Here is an 18,267-nt window from a genome sequence, read left to right as displayed (position 1 = left end):
CCATGAATCAGACCCTGGCAGCCCCAAGCATCTGGACCGACGGCAAGCGTCACCTGTGGTGGCTGGGCATCCTGCCCCTGGCCACTCCGTTGCTCTCCGGCGCACTGGCCATCAGCACCGGTACCCAGCAACTCTGGTGGGTCGGTGTACTGGTCATCTTCGGCCTGATCCCATTGATCGATGGCTTGCTCGGTGAAGACGTGAGCAACCCGCCCGAATCCGCTGTCGGCCACCTCGAATCCCAACGCTACTATCGCTGGATCGTCTACACCGGCGTTGTGTTTGTCATCTCCTCGGTGGTGATCACCGGCTGGCTCGCCGCGGGCGGAATCGACTGGATCATCCAGGGTGGCCTGTTGCAGGCTGCCGCGAACCTGGAGCCGTCCAGCTGGCTGTCCCACGCCGCCAGTTACATCACCGCACGTACTCAACTGCATGGCGAACCGAGCTGGTTCACCTACCTGGGCATGGCCATGTCGACCGGCGCCGCCACTGGCATCGCGATCAACACGGCCCATGAACTGGGGCACAAGCCCAACCCACTGGAAGTGTTCCTGGCCAAGGTCACCCTGGCACCGACCTTCTACGGGCACTTCTACACCGAGCACAACCGTGGCCATCACGTGCGTGTCGCGACGCCGGAAGATCCGGCCAGCTCGCGGTTGGGCGAGAGCTTCTGGGCCTTCCTGCCACGCTCGGTGTGGTTCAGCGCCCGCTCGGCGTGGAACCTGGAGCGCGAACGCCTGCGCAAGCTTGGTCTGCCGGCATGGCACTGGCAGAACGGCGTACTCAGCGCCTGGATGTACAGCGTGGTGTTGTGGGGCGCGATGATCGCCTGGTTGGGCGCGACGGTGATTCCGTTCCTGATCATCCAGGGTATCTACGGCTTCTCGCTGCTGGAAGTAGTGAACTATGTAGAGCACTACGGCCTCAAGCGCCAGAAGTTGCCCAATGGTCGTTATGAACGTTGCTCGCCACGGCATTCATGGAACAGTAACCGTATTGTCACCAATATCTTTCTGTTCCAACTTCAACGGCACTCTGATCACCATGCCAACCCGACCCGTAGTTATCAATCGTTGCGCCACTTTGATGAGTCACCTCAACTCCCTTATGGCTACGCGAGCATGATTGTCTGGGCCTATGTACCGTACTTGTGGCGGCGGCGCATGGATCATCGCGTACTCAATCATTACGCCGGGGATATCACCCTGACCAACCTTCAGCCCTCACAGCGGTTGAAGTACCTGGAGAAGTACAGTAACAGCGCCAAACCGTTCTAAGTTCAAGTAACCGGTTGTTGGCGTACTCGGGACCTGCGTGCCGCGCAGGCTGCTTTTGCCCAAGGTTTACAAAATGAGTTGCAATACAGTGGTTTGACCCGAACAAAAATAATTAAAGGGAAGGACGTACACCATGCAATCACCTGCCAAGTTCACCACCCACATCGTATTGGCCGCGCTGGGCCTGATTGCCTATCACCAGGCCCAGGCTGCGCGCATCGAGCCGGCGGGCAGCGCCTTTACCGCCCAAGGCCCCATCAGCTTCTCCAAAGGTGCGCTGATCAGCGCCGACTGCACTATCAAGGTGGCCGGCAAAGTCGCGGCCGATGGCTCATCGGTGAATGTCGACAAAGTGGAATTCGACGGCGGCCTCAAGTGCAGCCGCGTGGAAGCCATCAACTTGCCGTGGGTGTTAGTCGCCAAAGACACCAAGAGTGGTTCCATGTCGAAGATCAGCGTGGACGTGCATGCATTCGGTCTGGGCGGAAAGTGCGGACCTTCGACGGCTGATGGCACTTGGGATAACGCCACCGGCAAGTTGGAAGCCGCCAATGTACCCATTGGCGAAGACTGCAAGATCAAGACGGTGTCGATCAAGATGCCGCCGAACTTCAAAGTTGTTGAATAACCGTCGGATGTTACAGCGGTAATTGAATTGAGATTTGGCTGGAAAGGGAAGTTCTGCAGATTCACCGTGACCTCTCGTTCATGGCCATTACCCCCGGCGAAATGACTTCGCCATAACATGTGAGGAAAAACAATGAAAAGCTTGAAAACCCTCGTATCGTTGTCTGCTTTGGCTGTTTGCATGGGTGCTGCTTCGATGGCGAACGCGTACAGCATCAGTCCTGTAAACACGAGCTTCACCGCGCCAGGCACCATCTCGGTGAAGTCGCCTTCGTCCTTCCAGGCCACCGTTAACTGTGGTGCCACGTTTACCGGGAATGTCGATGCGACAGGCGTGGCCAAGATCACTGGCGTCGCGGTCACCGGTGGCGGCCTGTGCGCGCTGCCGAAGATCACCGGTTTGCCTTGGACCCTGACTGCCACGGGCCCTGCCGCCGGTTCGGTGACAAACGTCGGCTATACCATCGCCAGCTCGATTCTGTACCCAGCCTCCAATTGCGGCCCTTCGACTATTACCGTGGGCTACAGCGGTGGTGTGCTGACCGCTGCCAACCAGACCCTGAGTGGCAGTTGCACCGTGGTGAGCCTGAGCGTGACCCCATCGCCGACGTTGACCATTGTTCCTTGATGGTTGTTTGAGAACAAAGGGCTGATCACCCCTTAAGAAGACAAGCGTCTCTGTTGAGGCGCTTGTTGAGGCGCGCCAGGTGTTCCCTTGAACGTGAAGTGTCCATTTATACCGAGTGAACGCTGTCATTAGTTCAGAGAGGAATACGTCAAGTGCAAAAGACGACTGTGATCGCACGTGTTTGTTTGCTTGATTTAGTTCTGCGGCAGTGCCGATGGCCGCCTATTAACGTGAGTATTGGCAATGGCCCCGGTGGTCTTGATGTTTCAGCAACCCATCAAGTGCCGGCTGGCGGCGGTACGGTGGTATAGATGAGTGTCGAAGTTTCCAACGCTATTTTTATTCCTTGAATAACAGTTCACGCTCATATCAACCGTCACACAGGGAAGAAAAGGTAATGAAGAGTTTGATAGCACTCGTAAAGGCAGGCTCGATAGTGTTGTGTCTTGGCCTGGGAGCGGTTGCCAATGCGGCGTCTTTCAGTCCACCCGGCGCGATTTTAACGACCAGTTCGGGCGGGACTATAACCATTAAATCCGCGTCGACATTTGGAGCTGCGGTCAACTGCAGCTTCGCATTTACAGGCGTGGTGGAGCCAGAGGGTGCAGGGCTGAGAATCAACACCGTGTCACTTTCCGGAGGGGCGATCTGTGCCCTGTATCAGCCCACTGATTTACCCTGGCGGTTGACGCCTACCAGCATCGCCACTGGTCAAATCACTGGCATGGCCTTGACCTACGCGACGACCTCTCCCGCGTGGCCTGCGACTCATTGTGCTCCATCCACCGTCTCTGTCTCGCTGGCTAATACACCTGGCGGCTTGAGTGTGGGCGCGAGCAACCAGGCACTTACAGGTGGCTGCACCATTGTCAGCCTAGGCGCCGTGGCCCCAGGTATTACCGTGCTTCCCTGAGCGGGATGCACAGCAAATCAGGAAAACCAAGTAGCAACACGAGTCGGCTGGGGCCGACTCAGTGAGATAACAATAAGGAGTGCCGTATGAATAATAAAAAACAACAGGTACAGGTTCTGCTGGGCTTGGCATTAATGGGAGGGGTGATGGCTGCCGCGCCTGTGCACGCCGGCGGTTTCTCTACGCCTACTTATGGGGCACCTGGTTGGGGTCGGGCATTTGCTGGCGGTTCGTTGTTCAAGAACGATCCGAGTTCTGCGTACAACAACCCGGCAGCCATGGCTTTCGTAGAACATAACGTTGCGCAGTTTACGGTCGATTACGCGCGCATCAAGATCAAATACAAGGGGAGCGCCAATGATTACAAAGGCGACCCTATTTCCAATATTCCAATTGGGGACAACGGTTTTCCCGATATATCGGCGGCTGCGGTGAACAACAACGATGGGGGACAAGGCGGGTTTACGGCGTGGTTGCCGACAGGGTTCATGGTAATGCCACTTGGCGACCGCTTCGCTTTCGGTTTGAGCCAGGTGGTGCCCCAAGGCATGCGTTCGACATGGAATGAGGACTCCAAATTCCGTGATTTTGCCGTGGATACAAAGATCGAAACCGTTGGGTTGACAGGCTCTCTTTCATTCAAGGTCAATGATCAGTTTTCCATTGGTGGCGGTTTGATTGTTCAGCACAGCAAAGGTTTTGTGAGCCAGAACATCGATTTGTTTTCCGCGGCTTCCCTTTCCAACAGCCCTGAGCTGAGTGGTGTCCAATTTCCCTCAGGCGTGGGGGGCGCGCTGATGCGGGTCAAGGTCGACAATATTTCGACAGGCTGGTTTACCGGTGTGACCTGGAAACCGACTGATCAAGACACCTTGGGCCTTAACTATCATGCCAAGATCAAGAACAAGATGACGGGCAAGTACAATATTCGGGCGGACGCGTATAACAATGCCTTGATGACCCAACCCAGCCCGATAGGTGGCAACGGAACATTGGTTGAAGTGGCTTACCCAGGCCTAAAACTGTTCCCCGATGGTGCCCATGCCAGTACCCAGCTCGATATTCCGGCCACGGCTGGCTTTGACTGGGTGCACCAATTCAACGACCGCTTCACCTTGGGCGCGAGTGTGGTGTGGACGCAATGGTCATCGTTCAAGGATCTCACGCTGAAGTCTGGCGATATCAATATCGTCTCTATTCCTTACAACTACAAAGATACGTGGATGTATTCGGTCGGTGGCGACTTCCGCGCTACCGATGAGTTGACCCTGCGTGCCGGTGTCGCTATTGACCAGACGCCAACGCGTAATTCGACCCGCGATCCACGGATTCCGGACGGCGACCGCACCTTCCTCTCACTCGGAGCCGGGTACGATGTGAAAGCGATCAAGGGCTTGAGTTTTGACGTGGCCTACTCCCACCAGTTCGTACAGGAGGTCAAGCTGAAGACCAAGAACGTCGATCGCCTGGGGGGCGCCAGCCTTGACGGTAAAGCAGAATCGTCGGGCGATGTGGTCAGTCTCTCGGCAACCTACGCGTTCTGACGTTAAGAGGATGATGGAGAAGGGCATCAAGCGCATCTTGCTGCCCTTATCTGTGAGCGTCCTCCTATTCAGGGGTGATGAGCTCTTCACTATCACTTGAGCAGGCTGACGGGTTCAGCCGCTATTTTTTTGCCAATGAATTAAATAAAAATTTCAAAATAAAATTTGAATTTGCTTTTCCGAGTTTGTAGTGTGGCTTTACGCCGCCGCTCATTTCGAGCTGCATAGTGTTTGCCACGCCCTGATCGAGTAGAGGTATCCCCATGGTTATCTGGTTATTGGTGGGTGTCGCAGCTGCGATTGCCCTGGCGTATCGACAAGCTGCTGCCATTCACTGGCTGGGCGCTGGCCTGATCTGGCTGGCAGCCGGTTATCTGTTCAACGTGGTCGCCGGTTTCGGCATGACCGTCGCGGCGCTCCTGGTGCTTCTGCCTGCAGTGCTGATGACCATCAAACCCCTGCGCCGCACCTTGCTCACCAGCAAGGCTCTGGCGCTGTTTCGTACAATCATGCCCGCCATGTCCGATACCGAACGCGCGGCCATCGAGTCTGGCACCGTGTGGTGGGACGCCGAGCTGTTCAGCGGCAAGCCTGACTGGCAGCGCCTGTTGCAAGCCGCGCCTGCCAGCCTGAGCGCCGAAGAACAGGCCTTCCTCGACAATGAAGTGGAAACCCTGTGCGACATCGCCAACGATTGGGAAACCACCCAGGTCTGGCAGGACATGTCCCCCGAGGGCTGGCAATACACCAAGGACGCCGGGTTCCTCGGCATGATCATTCCCAAGCAGTACGGCGGCAAAGGCTTTTCCCACTATGCGCACTCGCAGGTGGTGATGAAGCTGTCGACGCGCTGCTCGGCGGCGGCGATTTCGGTGATGGTGCCCAATTCCCTCGGCCCGGCCGAACTGCTGCTGCACTACGGCACCGACGCCCAGCGCAATTACTACCTGCCGCGTCTGGCACGGGGTGAAGACATCCCGTGCTTTGCCCTGACCAGCCCGTATGCCGGCTCCGATGCCGGGGCGATTCCCGATCTGGGCATCGTCTGCAAAGGGATGCATGAAGGCGAGGAAGTGCTGGGCTTCCGGGTGACCTGGGACAAGCGCTATATCACCCTTGGTCCGATCGCCACGGTACTCGGCCTGGCGTTTCGCGCAGAAGACCCGGACGGGCTGCTGGGGGCGCCGGGTTCGCTGGGCATCACCTGCGCGTTGATTCCTACGTCTCACCCAGGCGTCAACAGCGGTCGCCGCCATTGGCCACTCAACGCCGTGTTCCAGAACGGTCCTACCACCGGCAAGGATGTGTTCATCCCGCTGGAATGGGTGATCGGCGGGCGCGAACAAGTTGGCAACGGCTGGCGCATGCTGATGGAATGCCTGGCCGCCGGGCGCGCGATTTCCCTGCCATCGGCCAACGTCGGCCTGGGCAAGGTCGCGGTGCGCGGCACGACCGCGTATGCGGCGATGCGTAAACAGTTCGGCCTGCCCATCGGCAAGTTCGAGGGGGTACAGGCGCCCTTGGCGCGCATGGCCGGGCACCTGTATGCCTGTGATGCGGTGCGTAAGGTGTCGGTAGCATCCCTGGATGCCGGTGAAAAACCTTCGGTGATCTCGGCCATTGCCAAGTACCACGTTACCGAACGGGCGCGGATCATCGTCAATGACGGCATGGACATCGTCGCCGGCAAAGGCATCTGCATGGGCCCGAATAACTTCCTGGCCCGCGCCTATCAGCAAAGCCCCATCGCCATTACGGTGGAAGGCGCGAACATCATGACGCGCTGCCTGATCATCTTTGGCCAGGGCCTGATCCGTTGCCATCCCTATGTGTTCCGCGAGATGGAAGCGGCGCGCAATCCTGATCGGCGCAAGGCGCTGGAAGCATTCGACAGTGCCATGTTCGGCCATGTGAGTTTTGTGCTGGCCAATACCGTGCGTGCAGTGGTGCATTCCCTTACAGGCGGCCGGCTGATTTCTGCCCCGGCCAAGACCGACCCCGCGCTGGCGTCCTACTACCGCCAGGCCAATCGCCTGTCGGTGGTGCTGGCATTGGTCTCGGACATTTCCATGGGCGTGCTGGGCGGTGCCCTCAAGCGCAAGGAAAGTATCACCGGGCGCCTGGGGGATATTCTGTCGCAGCTGTACATCCTGTCCTGCGTGCTCAAGCGCTTCGAGGATGACGGCCGGCCCCAGGCGGATTTGCCGCTGGTGCACTGGGCGGCCCAGGACGCCTTGCTGCGCGCCCATGAAGCACTGGCCGAAGTGCTCGACAATTACCCGTCGAAAGCCGCCGCCTCCGTGCTGAAGGCCTTGACGTTCCCCTTCGGTATCCCGCTGCGCAAACCGTCGGACCGCCTGCTGGCCCAGGTGGCCGATGTGGTGCAGACGCCGGGGGAAACCCGCGACCGCCTGCTGGCCAATTCCTACATCCCGCGTCCGGAAATCGACAAGCTGGCCTATGGCGAATTGGGCTTTCGCCTGTTGCCGCAAGTGGAGCTGATCGAGGCCCGGCTCAAATCCGCCGTCAAGCAGGGCCTGATCGAGCCGATGCCGATCTCCGCCACGGCGTTCACGACCTGGCGCGTCAAGGCGCGTGCACTGGACCTGATCAGCGACGACGAAGACGCCTTGCTCGGGCGTTATGTGGAATACGCCGACCACGGCATTCAGGTGGACGACTTCCCGCAGGACTTCGGCTTGCTGGAGGCGTTGCAACAGCGCAAGCAAGCGCTGGAGCCGACGACGAAACGTCGCGCCAGCCAGAGTGAAAACGCCTCGGTCAATTAGGAAAAAAACCAATCAATGTGGGAGGGGGCAATCCCCCTCCCACACAGACCGGGTTTACACGGCATGTATGTGTGGTGAGTGAATCTATCTATGAGTGACAGCTACCTCTCGTTTGTCAATTCCCCCTGGGGCCGTCGCCTGGCCCAGGCCGTGGGTTTACCGCAACCGCTGCCGCTGCAACGCCATCGCAGCGGCCAGCACGGCCTGGTCAACCCGGTGATCGTCGCTGGGGCAGGGCGCCTGGCCGCTGAAGTGCAGCGTGTGTTCGTGGCCACCGACACGGTCATGGCCACCCCGGCCACGCCCAAGGCACCGTCCACGGTCAAGGTGCAGGGCGCAGTGTTTGACGCCAGCGCCGTGGCCAGTCTGCAGCAGCTGGACGAGCTGTATGAATTCTTCCACGCCAACGCCAAACGCATCGGCCACCATGGCCGTGTGGTGGTGCTCGGTACTGCGCCGGAACATTGCCAGGACTTGCCCCAGGCCATCGCCCAACGCGCCCTCGAGGGACTGGTGCGTTCGCTGGCCAAGGAGCTGCGCCGGGCGATCACCGTGCAGTTGATCTACGTGGCGCCTGGTGCCGCAGGCGCGCTGGACAGCAGCCTGCGTTTCTTCCTGTCGCGCCGCTCGGCCTATGTGTCCGGGCAAGTGGTGCGCCTGGAACAACCGGTAGATGGCCAGGTCACGGTCAACTGGGACAAACCCTTCGCCGGCCGCCGCGCCCTGGTCACCGGTGCTTCCCGTGGCATCGGCCTGGCGATTGCCCAGGTGTTAGCCCGGGAGGGCGCGCATGTGGTGTGCGTGGACGTGCCCCAGGCGCAAGACGCATTGCAGCAAGCCGCCACCAGCGTTGGCGGTTCCGCGTTGCCGCTGGACATCACTGCCCCGGACGCTGCCGCCTTGTTGCAGGCCCACACCAGCCAATACGGCGGGTTTGATGTGGTGGTGCACAACGCCGGGATCACCCGTGACAAAACCATCGCCAAAATGCCCGAGGCGGCGTGGCGCAGCGTATTGGCCGTCAACCTCGACGCACCGTTGCAACTCAGCCAGGCGTTGCTGGACAACCAGGGGCTCAATCCCGGTGGGCGCATCGTGTGCGTGTCGTCGATCTCCGGCATCGCCGGCAACCTCGGCCAGAGCAATTACGCCACCTCCAAGGCCGGTGTGATTGGCCTGGTGCAAGGCCTTGCACCCCATGCAGCGGCGCAGCAGGTCACTGTGAATGCGGTGGCGCCCGGGTTCATCGAGACCCAGATGACCGCAAAAATCCCGCTGATGATCCGCGAAGCGGGGCGGCGCATGAACTCGATGTCCCAGGGCGGTCAGCCGATTGATGTGGCCGAGACCATCGCCTGGCTGGCACACCCGGCTTCCGGCGGGGTCAATGGCCAGGTTGTACGCGTGTGCGGGCAAAGCCTGCTGGGGGCCTGAGCCATGGACTATGCGACGCAGATTATCGACCCGCCGCCATCGCGCACCCGCTTGCTGCTGGATGGCGTGCGCGCCTTGCGCAAACCCAAACTCGACGGCGCACCGGTGCTGCCCAGGGAGCGCCTGGTGCGCGCGGCGGCAGAGTTGTCCGGCGCCGGCATTGAGGCCTATGGCCGCGCCTGCGGTTTTCGCCGCCAGCAGGGTGTGCCGTTGTCCTATCCCCATGTGCTGGCGTTCCCGCTGCACCTGATGCTGCTCACGCGCCCAAGCTTCCCGTACCCGGCCAGCGGCATGGTGCACCTGGCCAATCGCATTCGCCAGCACCAGCGCCTGCACCCGGGCCAGGCGTTGCGCCTGGAGGTGTATGCCGAGCGTTGGGTTGCCCATCCCAAAGGCCAGGCGCTGAGCATCGCCACCCGAGCCTACGGCGCCGACACCCTGGTCTGGGAGAGCGACAGCCTGTACCTGCGCCGGGACGTCAAGGACCCGGTCGGCCAGCCATGGGACGACGTGTTGCCGTTGCAGGAGGAGGGGCTGTTGCGCACCCAACGCTGGGTGTTGCCCGCCGACCTGGGCCGGCGTTTTGCCAGGGTGTCGGGGGATTTCAACCCGATTCACACCTCGCTGATCGGCGCGAAACTCTTCGGTTTCCGCCGTGCCATCGCCCATGGCATGTGGACCCTGGGCCGGGCGCTCGCCGCCCAGCAACCACCCGGCGGGCTGGACCAGGCCGAGGCCCATTGCGACTTCAAGCTGCCGATCTTCCTGCCCGGCCAGGTAGCGCTGTGGAATCGCCCCGTGACCGGCCCGCGCCGTGAATTCGAAGTGCGCAACTTCGCCGGCGACAAGCCCCATATGCGTGGCCTATTCATTTGGAATGAGAGCGTTCGATGAGTGACTACAGCTTCAACCCGCCGCCGACCCGCCGCGTGGCGATTATCGGCGGTAACCGCATCCCGTTTGCCCGCTCCAACACGGTGTACGCCCACGACAGCAACCAGGACCTGCTGGTGGCCGCCTTGCAGGGCCTGGTCGACCGTTACAACCTGCACGGCCAGCGCCTCGGGGAGTTTGCCGCCGGGGCGGTGATCAAGCACTCGCGCGATTTCAACCTGGCACGTGAGTCGTTGCTCTCTACCACCTTGTCCCCGGACACGCCGGCCTACGACGTGCAGCAAGCCTGCGGCACCGGCCTGGAAGCGGCCTTGCTGGTGGCGAACAAGATCGCCCTTGGCCAGATCGAGGTGGGCATTGCCGGCGGTTCCGATACCACCTCCGACGCACCGATCGGCATCAACGAATCCCTGCGCCACACCTTGCTCGCTGCCAACCGCGTCAAGGGCATGGGCGCCAAGTTGAAGACGTTGCTCAAGGTTCGGCCGTCGATGTTCTTCAAACCATTGCTGCCGCGCAATGGCGAGCCACGCACCGGCTTGTCCATGGGCGAGCACTGCGAAGCAATGGCCAAGCGCTGGCAGATCAAGCGACTGGCTCAGGATGAGTTGACCCTCACCAGCCATCAGCGCCTGGAAGCGGCCTACAAGCGCGGCTTCTTCGACGATCTGATCAGCCCCCATCGCGGGCTGGCGAAGGACAACAACCTGCGCGCCGACGCCAGCCTGGAGAAACTCGCCGGCCTGGCCCCGGCCTACGACCGTCAGGACGGCACGCTCACGGCGGGCAATTCCACGCCGCTGACCGATGGCGCTTCGGTGGTGTTGTTGGCCAGCGAGGCGTGGGCCGCCGAACACGGCTGGCCGGTGCTGGCCTACCTGCGTACCGGCGAAACCGCCGCGGTGAACTTCGTCGACGGCACCGAAGGCCTTTTGATGGCCCCGGCCTACGCAGTGCCGCGCATGCTCCAGCGTGAAGGTTTGAGCTTCAACGACTTTGATTTCTTCGAGATCCACGAAGCCTTTGCCGCCCAGGTGCTGTGCACGCTCAAGGCCTGGGAAGACGCCGATTATTGCCGCGAGCGCCTAGGCCTGGAGGCACCGCTGGGGGCCATTGACCGCGCAAAAATGAACGTCAACGGTGGCTCACTCGGTTGCGGCCACCCGTTCGCGGCCACCGGTGGCCGCCAACTGGCGGCGCTGGCCAAGATCATCCATGAGAACGGTGGTGGGCGCGGCCTGATTTCCATCTGCGCGGCGGGCGGGCTGGGCATTACCGCCATCGTCGAAAAGTAGCTCTATCAAAAACAACAACAAGGAGACTGCCATGAACGCTGTAAGCCTGGAACACACCGAACGGGTCTGGTTGAACGCTTACCTGCCTGGCGTCCCGGCGGATATCGATGCCGGTATCGAGGACTATCCGTCGTTGCGCGAGGTGTTCCTGGAGCACCTGGATAAGTTTCGCGAGCGGGTCGCGTACGTCAGCATCGGCACCGAAATGACCTATGCCGACTGGCAGGTGCAAGGCTACGCTTTTGCGGCCTGGCTGCAGGGGCAGGGGGTCAAACAGGGCGACCGCGTGGCGCTGATGATGCCCAACTGCTTGCAGTACCCGATCTGCCTGTTGGGCACGATCCTGGCCGGTGCGGTAGTGGTCAATGTCAACCCGTTGTACACCGCCCATGAGCTCAAGCATCTGCTCAAGGACAGCGGCGCAGAAACCGTGGTGATTTTCGAGAACTTCGCCCACACCCTGGAAAAAGTCATCACCGGCAGCAGCGTCAAGCGCGTGGTGATCGCGGCCATCGGTGACCTGCTCGGCACCTTCAAGGGCGCAGCGATGAACTTCATCCTGCGCCGTGTGCAAAAACAGGTGCCGGCGTTCAACCTGCGCGGTTCGGTGCGCTTCAACCAAGTGCTGAAACAGGGGCGGGCACTCAACCATTTTCCAGTGGGGATGCATCTGGACGACCTGGCGTTTCTGCAATACACCGGCGGCACCACCGGCGACGCCAAGGGCGTGATGCTCAGCCACCGCAATATCATCGCCAACCTGCTGCAGGCCAAGGCGTGGGTGGGGGACCAACTGGACCAGGACAAGCAGGAAACCAACGTCACCTTGCTGCCGCTGTACCACATCTTTTCCCTGACGGTGAATTGCCTGATGTTCATGTGCCTGGGCGGGCGCAACATCCTGATCGCCAACCCACGGGATGTGAAACGGGTGCAGATGATCCTGCGCAAGGAGCGTTTCAACGGCATTGCCGGGGTCAACACATTGTTCAACGGCTTGTTGGAGAACAAGGAGTTCTGTGCGCGGGACTTTTCCGACCTGCGCATGGTGATCGCCGGCGGCATGGCCACCCACACGGCGGTGGCCAAGCGCTGGAAAGAAGTCACCGGGCTGCCGATCATCGAAGGCTACGGCCTGACCGAGTGTTCGCCGGTGGTGAGTATCAGCCCGATCAACATTGCGCGCATGCGTGAGATGGAGTTCACCGGCAGCATCGGCGTGCCCTTGCCATCGACCTGGGTGCGCTTCATGCGCGAAGACGGCGAACTGGCCGACATCGGCGAGCAGGGCGAACTGCAAGTGCGCGGGCCGCAGGTGATGCAGGGCTACTGGAAACGCCCGGAGGCGACCGCCGAGGTGCTGGACGCCGACGGCTGGCTGTCGACCGGCGATATCGGCGTAATGGACGAGCGCGGCTATATCCGCCTGGTGGACCGCAAGAAGGACATGATCCTGGTCTCGGGCTTCAACGTGTACCCCAATGAAATCGAGGATGTGGTGGCGCTGCATCCAGGCGTGGGCGAAGTGGCGGCGATTGGGGTGGAAGATGGCGTGACGGGGGAGAAGGTGAAGATCATCGTGGTGCGCAAGGACCCGAACCTCACGCAGGAGCAGATTCTGGCGCATTGCCGGGAGTACCTGACAGGGTACAAGGTGCCCAAGTTCGTGGAGTTTCGTAGCACTGAACTGCCCAAGACCACCGTCGGCAAAGTACTGCGCCGGGCCTTGCGCTGACCTCGAATTGTCTATGATCCGAATGTGGGAGGGGGCAAGCCCCCTTCCACAATGGACCTGTGCTGTGTTTCAGGCGGCGTTCACGGTTACCCAGCGCTCTTCTTGGGCCGCTACGCGAATCGCCGTTGCCAGTCGCTCAACCTCCCACGCTGCTTCAAAGTCCGTGCCATCCGCACCTTGGCCTGCCAGCGCCAGAATCAACTCCTGCACCTCCAGCGTCTTCAGTTCGTTGTACCCCAGTTGATGCCCCGCCGCCGGGCTGAACGCCGCATAACCCGGCAGGGCAGGGCCAGCGAGCAAACGCTGGAACCCCTCCTGACCCACGCGGCACACCTGCAATTCATTCAAGCGTTCCTGATCGAACGCCAGGGTGCCTTGCGTCCCGCTGATCTCGAAACTCAGGTGGTTCTTGTAGCCGTGCTTGAGCCAACTGCTGCTGACGGTGCCTCGGGCGCCATTGGCGAAACGCAGCAGGGCATGCACCTGGTCATCCACGGCGATGGATTTCAGCTCGGCGCTGCCTTTGACGGCAGGGCGCTGGCCATGGACGGTCTGGGTGTCGGCGCACACGCTCAGCACATCCCCCACCAGATAACGGGCCATCGACAACAAATGACTGCCCAGGTCCGCCAGGGCGCCTCCGGCATGTTCGACTTCGCACCGCCATGACCACGGGGAGGCCGGGTCGGCCATGAAGTCCTCGCTGAACTCGCCCTGGAAGCTGATGATTTCGCCGAGCTCGCCGCTGGCGATCATCTGCCGCGCCAGTGTGATCATCGGGTTGTGCTGGTAGTTGTAGCCGACCCGCGTCACCACCCCGGCGGCACTGGCGGCGCGGCGCATGGCGTCGGCCTGTTCCAGGCTCACGGCCAGGGGTTTTTCGCAGTACACCGCCTTGCCTGCGGCTATCGCGGCCATGGCCATGGGGTAGTGCAAATGGTTGGGCGTGGTGATAGCCACCACATCGACGCACGGATCATTGATCAGCGCCTGCCAGTCGCCATGGGCCTGGGCAAACCCCCAGGCGGTGGCACAGCGCCGGGCGCGTTCGCTGTCGGCATCGGCCAGGGCGGCCAGCTTGAGGTGTACCGGCAGTTCGAATACCGCACGGGCGTTATTGAATGCCAATGCATGGGCGCGGCCCATGAAGCCTGTGCCGATCAAGCCGATTCCGAGTTCACGCATCGCCGTGGTCCTTTGGATTATTGTTTTCAGGAAGGCTATTAATGGAATAAAAATTCCTTAAATTCAATAGATGGAATAAAAATTCATTTGTGCGCTGGCAATCACCCCGGCGAATGCAGCTACATTCACCATGGGGCCAAATGCCTGCAGTTAACAAAAGATAACGTAGCGCCGATTGTCAGACGATTCGAAAGCCCGATAGGATGGCCCTGCTTCCTCCAGGCGCTCTAGATTGCAGGTTCCAAGGCCCCGGAAGGCGAGCGATAACAATAATAAATGGGAGAAAGGTCTATGAGTGAGCCTGTCATGGGGTGGGTTGTCTGCCGCCCACGCGCCGCACGCAGGGTTGCGATGCTGGCCGCAGCGCTCTCGCTGTTTGGACTGGGGGTAGCGTCAGCCGCATTGTCGACCTCCGTCCAGGCCGCCGGCGATACCGCTTTTGCGATTGAATCCCCCAAGGCCGCCAAGGGCCTGATGATCGACGTGGTCCACGCAGGCAAGCGCCTGGTGGCGGTCGGTGATCGCGGGCACATCCTCTATTCGGACGACCAGGGCAGCACCTGGACCCAAGCCAAAGTCCCCACCCGGCAATTGCTCACGGCGGTGTTTTTTGTCGATGACAAGCAAGGCTGGGCGGTCGGCCACGATGCACAGATCCTCGCCAGCACCGACGGCGGCGCGACCTGGAGCCAGCAGTATCAGGACCTCAAGCGCGAAGCGCCTCTACTCGATGTGTGGTTCAACGACGCGAACCACGGCCTGGCCGTGGGCGCCTACGGTGCGCTGATTGAAACCACCGACGGTGGCAAGACCTGGAATGACGTCAGCGACCGCCTCGACAACGAAGACCAGTATCACCTCAACGCCATTGCCCACATCAAGGATGCCGGCCTGTTCATCGTCGGCGAGCAGGGCAGCATGTTCCGCTCCAGTGACGACGGCCAGACCTGGGAAAAACTCGAAGGCCCCTACGAGGGTTCGTTGTTTGGCGTGATCGGCACCGCCCAAGCGCAAACGCTGTTGGCCTACGGCTTGCGCGGCAACCTGTACCGCTCCACGGATTTCGGCAGTACCTGGGAACAGGTCGAATTGAACGCGGCGCGGGGAGCGCTGGAGTTTGGTTTGTCGGGCGCGGCGTTGCTGGAGGACGGTGCCATCGTCGTGGTGGGCAACGGCGGCAGCGTGGTGGTCAGCCATGACGATGGGCTGACCTTCAGCGTGTTCAACCGTCCGGACCGGATTTCGCTGTCGTCCGTCACGGCGGCCGGCAACGGCAACTTGATTCTGGCCGGGCAGGGTGGGGTGCGGGTTGCCACGCCGACTGGCGCCGAACTGCTCCTGAAATAAAGAGCCAAAATAAGAAGAAGGCGGGGAACTATGAGCAGTCATCACAACGATAAAGCGACCTTTCTTGAGCGCCTGATCTTCAACAACCGCCCGGCAGTGATCGTGATCTGCCTGCTGGTGAGTATTTTCCTGTTCTGGCAGGCAACGTTGATACGCCCGTCCACCAGCTTTGAAAAGATGATCCCCCTCAAGCACCCCTTCATCGAAAAGATGATGGAACACCGCAACGACCTGGCCAACCTGGGCAATACGGTGCGCATCTCGGTGGAGGCCAAGGACGGTGACATTTTTACCAGGGAGTACATGGAGACCCTGCGGCAGATCAACGACGAGGTGTTCTACATCTCCGGCGTCGACCGTTCGGGGCTCAAGTCGCTGTGGAGCCCCAGCGTACGCTGGACCGAAGTGACCGAAGAGGGTTTTGCCGGCGGTGAAGTGATCCCGCAGAGCTACAACGGCTCGCCGGAAAGTCTCGATCAACTGCGCAACAACGTGCTCAAGTCTGGCCAGGTCGGGCGACTGGTGGCCAACGATTTCAAATCGAGCATTGTCGACATCCCGCTGTTGGAGTCCTACCCGGACCCGCAGGACCAGGGCAAGTTGCTGGCCCTGGACTACCGCAAGTTCTCCCACGAACTGGAAGACAAGATCCGCGACAAGTTCGAAGCCCAGAACCCCAACGTCAAGATCCACATCGTCGGCTTCGCCAAGAAGGTCGGTGACCTGATCGACGGCCTGGTCATGGTGGTGATGTTCTTCGGCATCGCGTTTGTTATCACCCTGATTCTGTTGCTGTGGTTCACCAACTGCCTGCGCAGCACCGTTGCGGTGTTGAGCACCACGCTGGTGGCGGTGATCTGGCAGCTGGGGTTGATGCATTTCTTCGGTTTCGGCCTTGATCCCTATTCGATGCTGGTGCCGTTCCTGATCTTCGCCATCGGGATCTCTCACGGCGTGCAGAAGATCAACGGCATCGCGCTGCAGTCCAGCGAGGCGGACAACGCGCTGACCGCCGCCCGGCGCACCTTTCGGCAACTGTTCCTGCCGGGGATGATCGCAATCCTGGCCGACGCCGTGGGCTTCATCACGCTGTTGATCATCGACATCGGTGTAATCCGTGAACTGGCGATCGGCGCGTCCATCGGCGTGGCGGTGATTGTGTTTACCAACCTGATCCTGTTGCCGGTAGCGATCTCCTATGTCGGTATCAGCAAGCGCGCCATCGCCAAGAGCAAGAAAGACGCGAATCGCGAACATTCGTTCTGGCGCCTGCTGTCGAATTTTGCCAACCCGAAAGTCGCGCCGATCTCCATCGCCCTGGCGCTTGTCGCCTTTGGCGGCGGCCTCTGGTACAGCCAGAACCTGAAGATCGGCGACCTTGACCAGGGTGCGCCGGAGTTGCGCCCGGACTCGCGCTACAACAAGGACAACAACTTCATCATCAGCAATTACTCCACCAGTTCCGACGTGCTGGTGGTGATGGTCAAGACCAAGGCCGAAGGTTGCTCGCGCTATGAAGCCATGGCGCCCATCGACCAACTGATGTGGAAGATGCAGAACACCGAGGGCGTGCAGTCGGCGATTTCGCTGGTGACCGTGTCCAAGCAGATGATCAAGGGCATGAACGAGGGCAACCTGAAATGGGAAACCCTGTCGCGCAACCCGGATGTGCTGAACAACTCCATCGCCCGTGCCGATGGCCTGTACAACAACAACTGTTCCCTGGCGCCGGTGCTGGTGTTCCTCAACGACCACAAGGCCGAGACCCTCGACCGTGCGGTGCATGCGGTGCAGGACTTTGCCAGGGAGAACAACAAGGACGGCCTGGAATTCATCCTCGCCGCCGGTAACGCCGGGATCGAAGCGGCCACCAACGAAGTGATCAAGGAGTCGGAACTGACCATCCTGATCCTGGTGTACCTGTGCGTGGCGACCATGTGCATGATCACCTTCCGCTCCTGGGCCGCGACGCTGTGCATCGTGCTGCCGCTGGTGCTGACCTCGGTGCTGGGCAACGCGCTGATGGCATTCATGGGCATCGGCGTCAAGGTCGCGACCTTGCCGGTGGTGGCCCTGGGTGTGGGCATCGGCGTGGACTACGGCATCTACATCTACAGCCGCCTGGAAAGCTTCCTGCGTGCCGGTTTGCCATTGCAGGAGGCGTACTACCAGACGCTCAAGTCCACCGGTAAAGCCGTGCTGTTCACCGGCCTGTGCCTGGCGATCGGCGTGTGCACCTGGATCTTCTCGGCCATCAAGTTCCAGGCGGATATGGGCCTGATGCTGACCTTCATGTTGCTGTGGAACATGTTCGGTGCACTGTGGCTGTTGCCGGCCCTGGCGCGTTTCCTGATCAAACCGGAAAAACTGGCGGGGCAGAAGGGCAACTCGCTGTTTGCGCACTGAGTCGCCGCCCCCGAAAAAGCCGCACAGGGTGCGGCTTTTTTGCGGGTTACAGTTTCAGGAACAGTTTCTCATCCAGTGGCTTGCCAATCTGCGCACGGACAAGCTCCACCGCCCCGGCAGAACCCGGCTCGTTGACCAGGTCTTTCTGGGTCAGGTAGCGCTGGGCGGGTATCTTCAGGTGCGCCGC

13 protein-coding genes are annotated in these 18,267 nt (G+C 60.7%); 12 read left to right on the top strand and 1 reads right to left on the bottom strand.

Annotated elements, in window-relative coordinates; genetic code table 11:
• The first annotated feature begins 2 nt into the window (after nucleotides 1–2).
• The 10 genes from LUU92_RS15735 to LUU92_RS15695 all read left to right on the top strand — a co-directional run bounded on the left by LUU92_RS15735 (nucleotide 3) and on the right by LUU92_RS15695 (nucleotide 13,142).
• Nucleotides 3–1,283 (top strand): alkane 1-monooxygenase, encoded by a 1,281-nt coding sequence (locus tag LUU92_RS15735; protein WP_071487972.1) that lies wholly within the window; start codon nucleotides 3–5, stop codon nucleotides 1,281–1,283.
• Nucleotides 1,284–1,416: 133 nt separating this feature from the next.
• Nucleotides 1,417–1,911, top strand: coding sequence for an alkane oxidation protein activator PraA (praA, locus tag LUU92_RS15730; RefSeq protein WP_071487971.1), 495 nt, complete (start codon nucleotides 1,417–1,419; stop codon nucleotides 1,909–1,911).
• Between the two features lie 132 nt (nucleotides 1,912–2,043).
• The gene (gene praB / locus LUU92_RS15725) at nucleotides 2,044–2,538 is read left to right on the top strand and encodes an alkane oxidation protein activator PraB (protein WP_071487970.1); all 495 of its coding nucleotides are present in this window, start codon (nucleotides 2,044–2,046) and stop codon (nucleotides 2,536–2,538) included.
• 397 nt (nucleotides 2,539–2,935) lie between these two features.
• On the top strand, nucleotides 2,936–3,451 hold the full coding sequence (gene praB / locus LUU92_RS29035; RefSeq protein WP_083351458.1) for an alkane oxidation protein activator PraB: 516 nt from the start codon (nucleotides 2,936–2,938) through the stop codon (nucleotides 3,449–3,451).
• An 86-nt stretch (nucleotides 3,452–3,537) separates the two neighbouring features.
• Nucleotides 3,538–4,995 carry an outer membrane protein transport protein gene (locus LUU92_RS15720; RefSeq protein ID WP_071487969.1) on the top strand — a complete coding sequence of 486 codons (1,458 nt, stop codon included), beginning with the start codon at nucleotides 3,538–3,540 and terminating at the stop codon, nucleotides 4,993–4,995.
• 263 nt (nucleotides 4,996–5,258) lie between these two features.
• Entirely contained in the window at nucleotides 5,259–7,784 is a 2,526-nt protein-coding gene (locus tag LUU92_RS15715; RefSeq protein ID WP_257102259.1) for an acyl-CoA dehydrogenase, read from the top strand.
• A gap of 90 nt (nucleotides 7,785–7,874) precedes the next feature.
• A complete protein-coding gene (locus LUU92_RS15710; RefSeq protein WP_257102258.1) occupies nucleotides 7,875–9,218 on the top strand; it encodes a 3-oxoacyl-ACP reductase in 1,344 nt (447 codons plus the stop codon).
• A 3-nt stretch (nucleotides 9,219–9,221) separates the two neighbouring features.
• Entirely contained in the window at nucleotides 9,222–10,112 is an 891-nt protein-coding gene (locus tag LUU92_RS15705; protein ID WP_071487966.1) for a MaoC/PaaZ C-terminal domain-containing protein, read from the top strand.
• Nucleotides 10,109–11,407, top strand: coding sequence for an acetyl-CoA C-acetyltransferase (locus LUU92_RS15700; protein WP_257102257.1), 1,299 nt, complete (start codon nucleotides 10,109–10,111; stop codon nucleotides 11,405–11,407). The genes LUU92_RS15705 and LUU92_RS15700 overlap by 4 nt, the downstream gene beginning before the upstream one ends.
• Nucleotides 11,408–11,438: 31 nt before the next feature.
• On the top strand, nucleotides 11,439–13,142 hold the full coding sequence (locus tag LUU92_RS15695) for an AMP-binding protein (protein WP_257102256.1): 1,704 nt from the start codon (nucleotides 11,439–11,441) through the stop codon (nucleotides 13,140–13,142).
• Between the two features lie 69 nt (nucleotides 13,143–13,211).
• Here LUU92_RS15695 and LUU92_RS15690 read toward each other — a convergent pair whose 3' ends face one another.
• A complete protein-coding gene (locus LUU92_RS15690) occupies nucleotides 13,212–14,327 on the bottom strand; it encodes a Gfo/Idh/MocA family protein (protein WP_257102255.1) in 1,116 nt (371 codons plus the stop codon).
• Between the two features lie 306 nt (nucleotides 14,328–14,633).
• Here LUU92_RS15690 and LUU92_RS15685 point away from each other — a divergent pair, with 306 nt between their 5' ends.
• The gene (locus tag LUU92_RS15685; RefSeq protein WP_257103859.1) at nucleotides 14,634–15,674 is read left to right on the top strand and encodes a WD40/YVTN/BNR-like repeat-containing protein; all 1,041 of its coding nucleotides are present in this window, start codon (nucleotides 14,634–14,636) and stop codon (nucleotides 15,672–15,674) included.
• Nucleotides 15,675–15,704: 30 nt separating this feature from the next.
• Nucleotides 15,705–18,080 carry an efflux RND transporter permease subunit gene (locus LUU92_RS15680; RefSeq protein WP_071487961.1) on the top strand — a complete coding sequence of 792 codons (2,376 nt, stop codon included), beginning with the start codon at nucleotides 15,705–15,707 and terminating at the stop codon, nucleotides 18,078–18,080.
• The last annotated feature ends 187 nt before the right edge of the window (nucleotides 18,081–18,267 follow it).

It is taken from the genome of Pseudomonas extremorientalis (genome assembly GCF_024584605.1).
GTDB classification, from domain to species: Bacteria; Pseudomonadota; Gammaproteobacteria; order Pseudomonadales; family Pseudomonadaceae; genus Aquipseudomonas; species Aquipseudomonas extremorientalis.
This window is presented reverse-complemented; position numbering and strand designations above follow the sequence as displayed.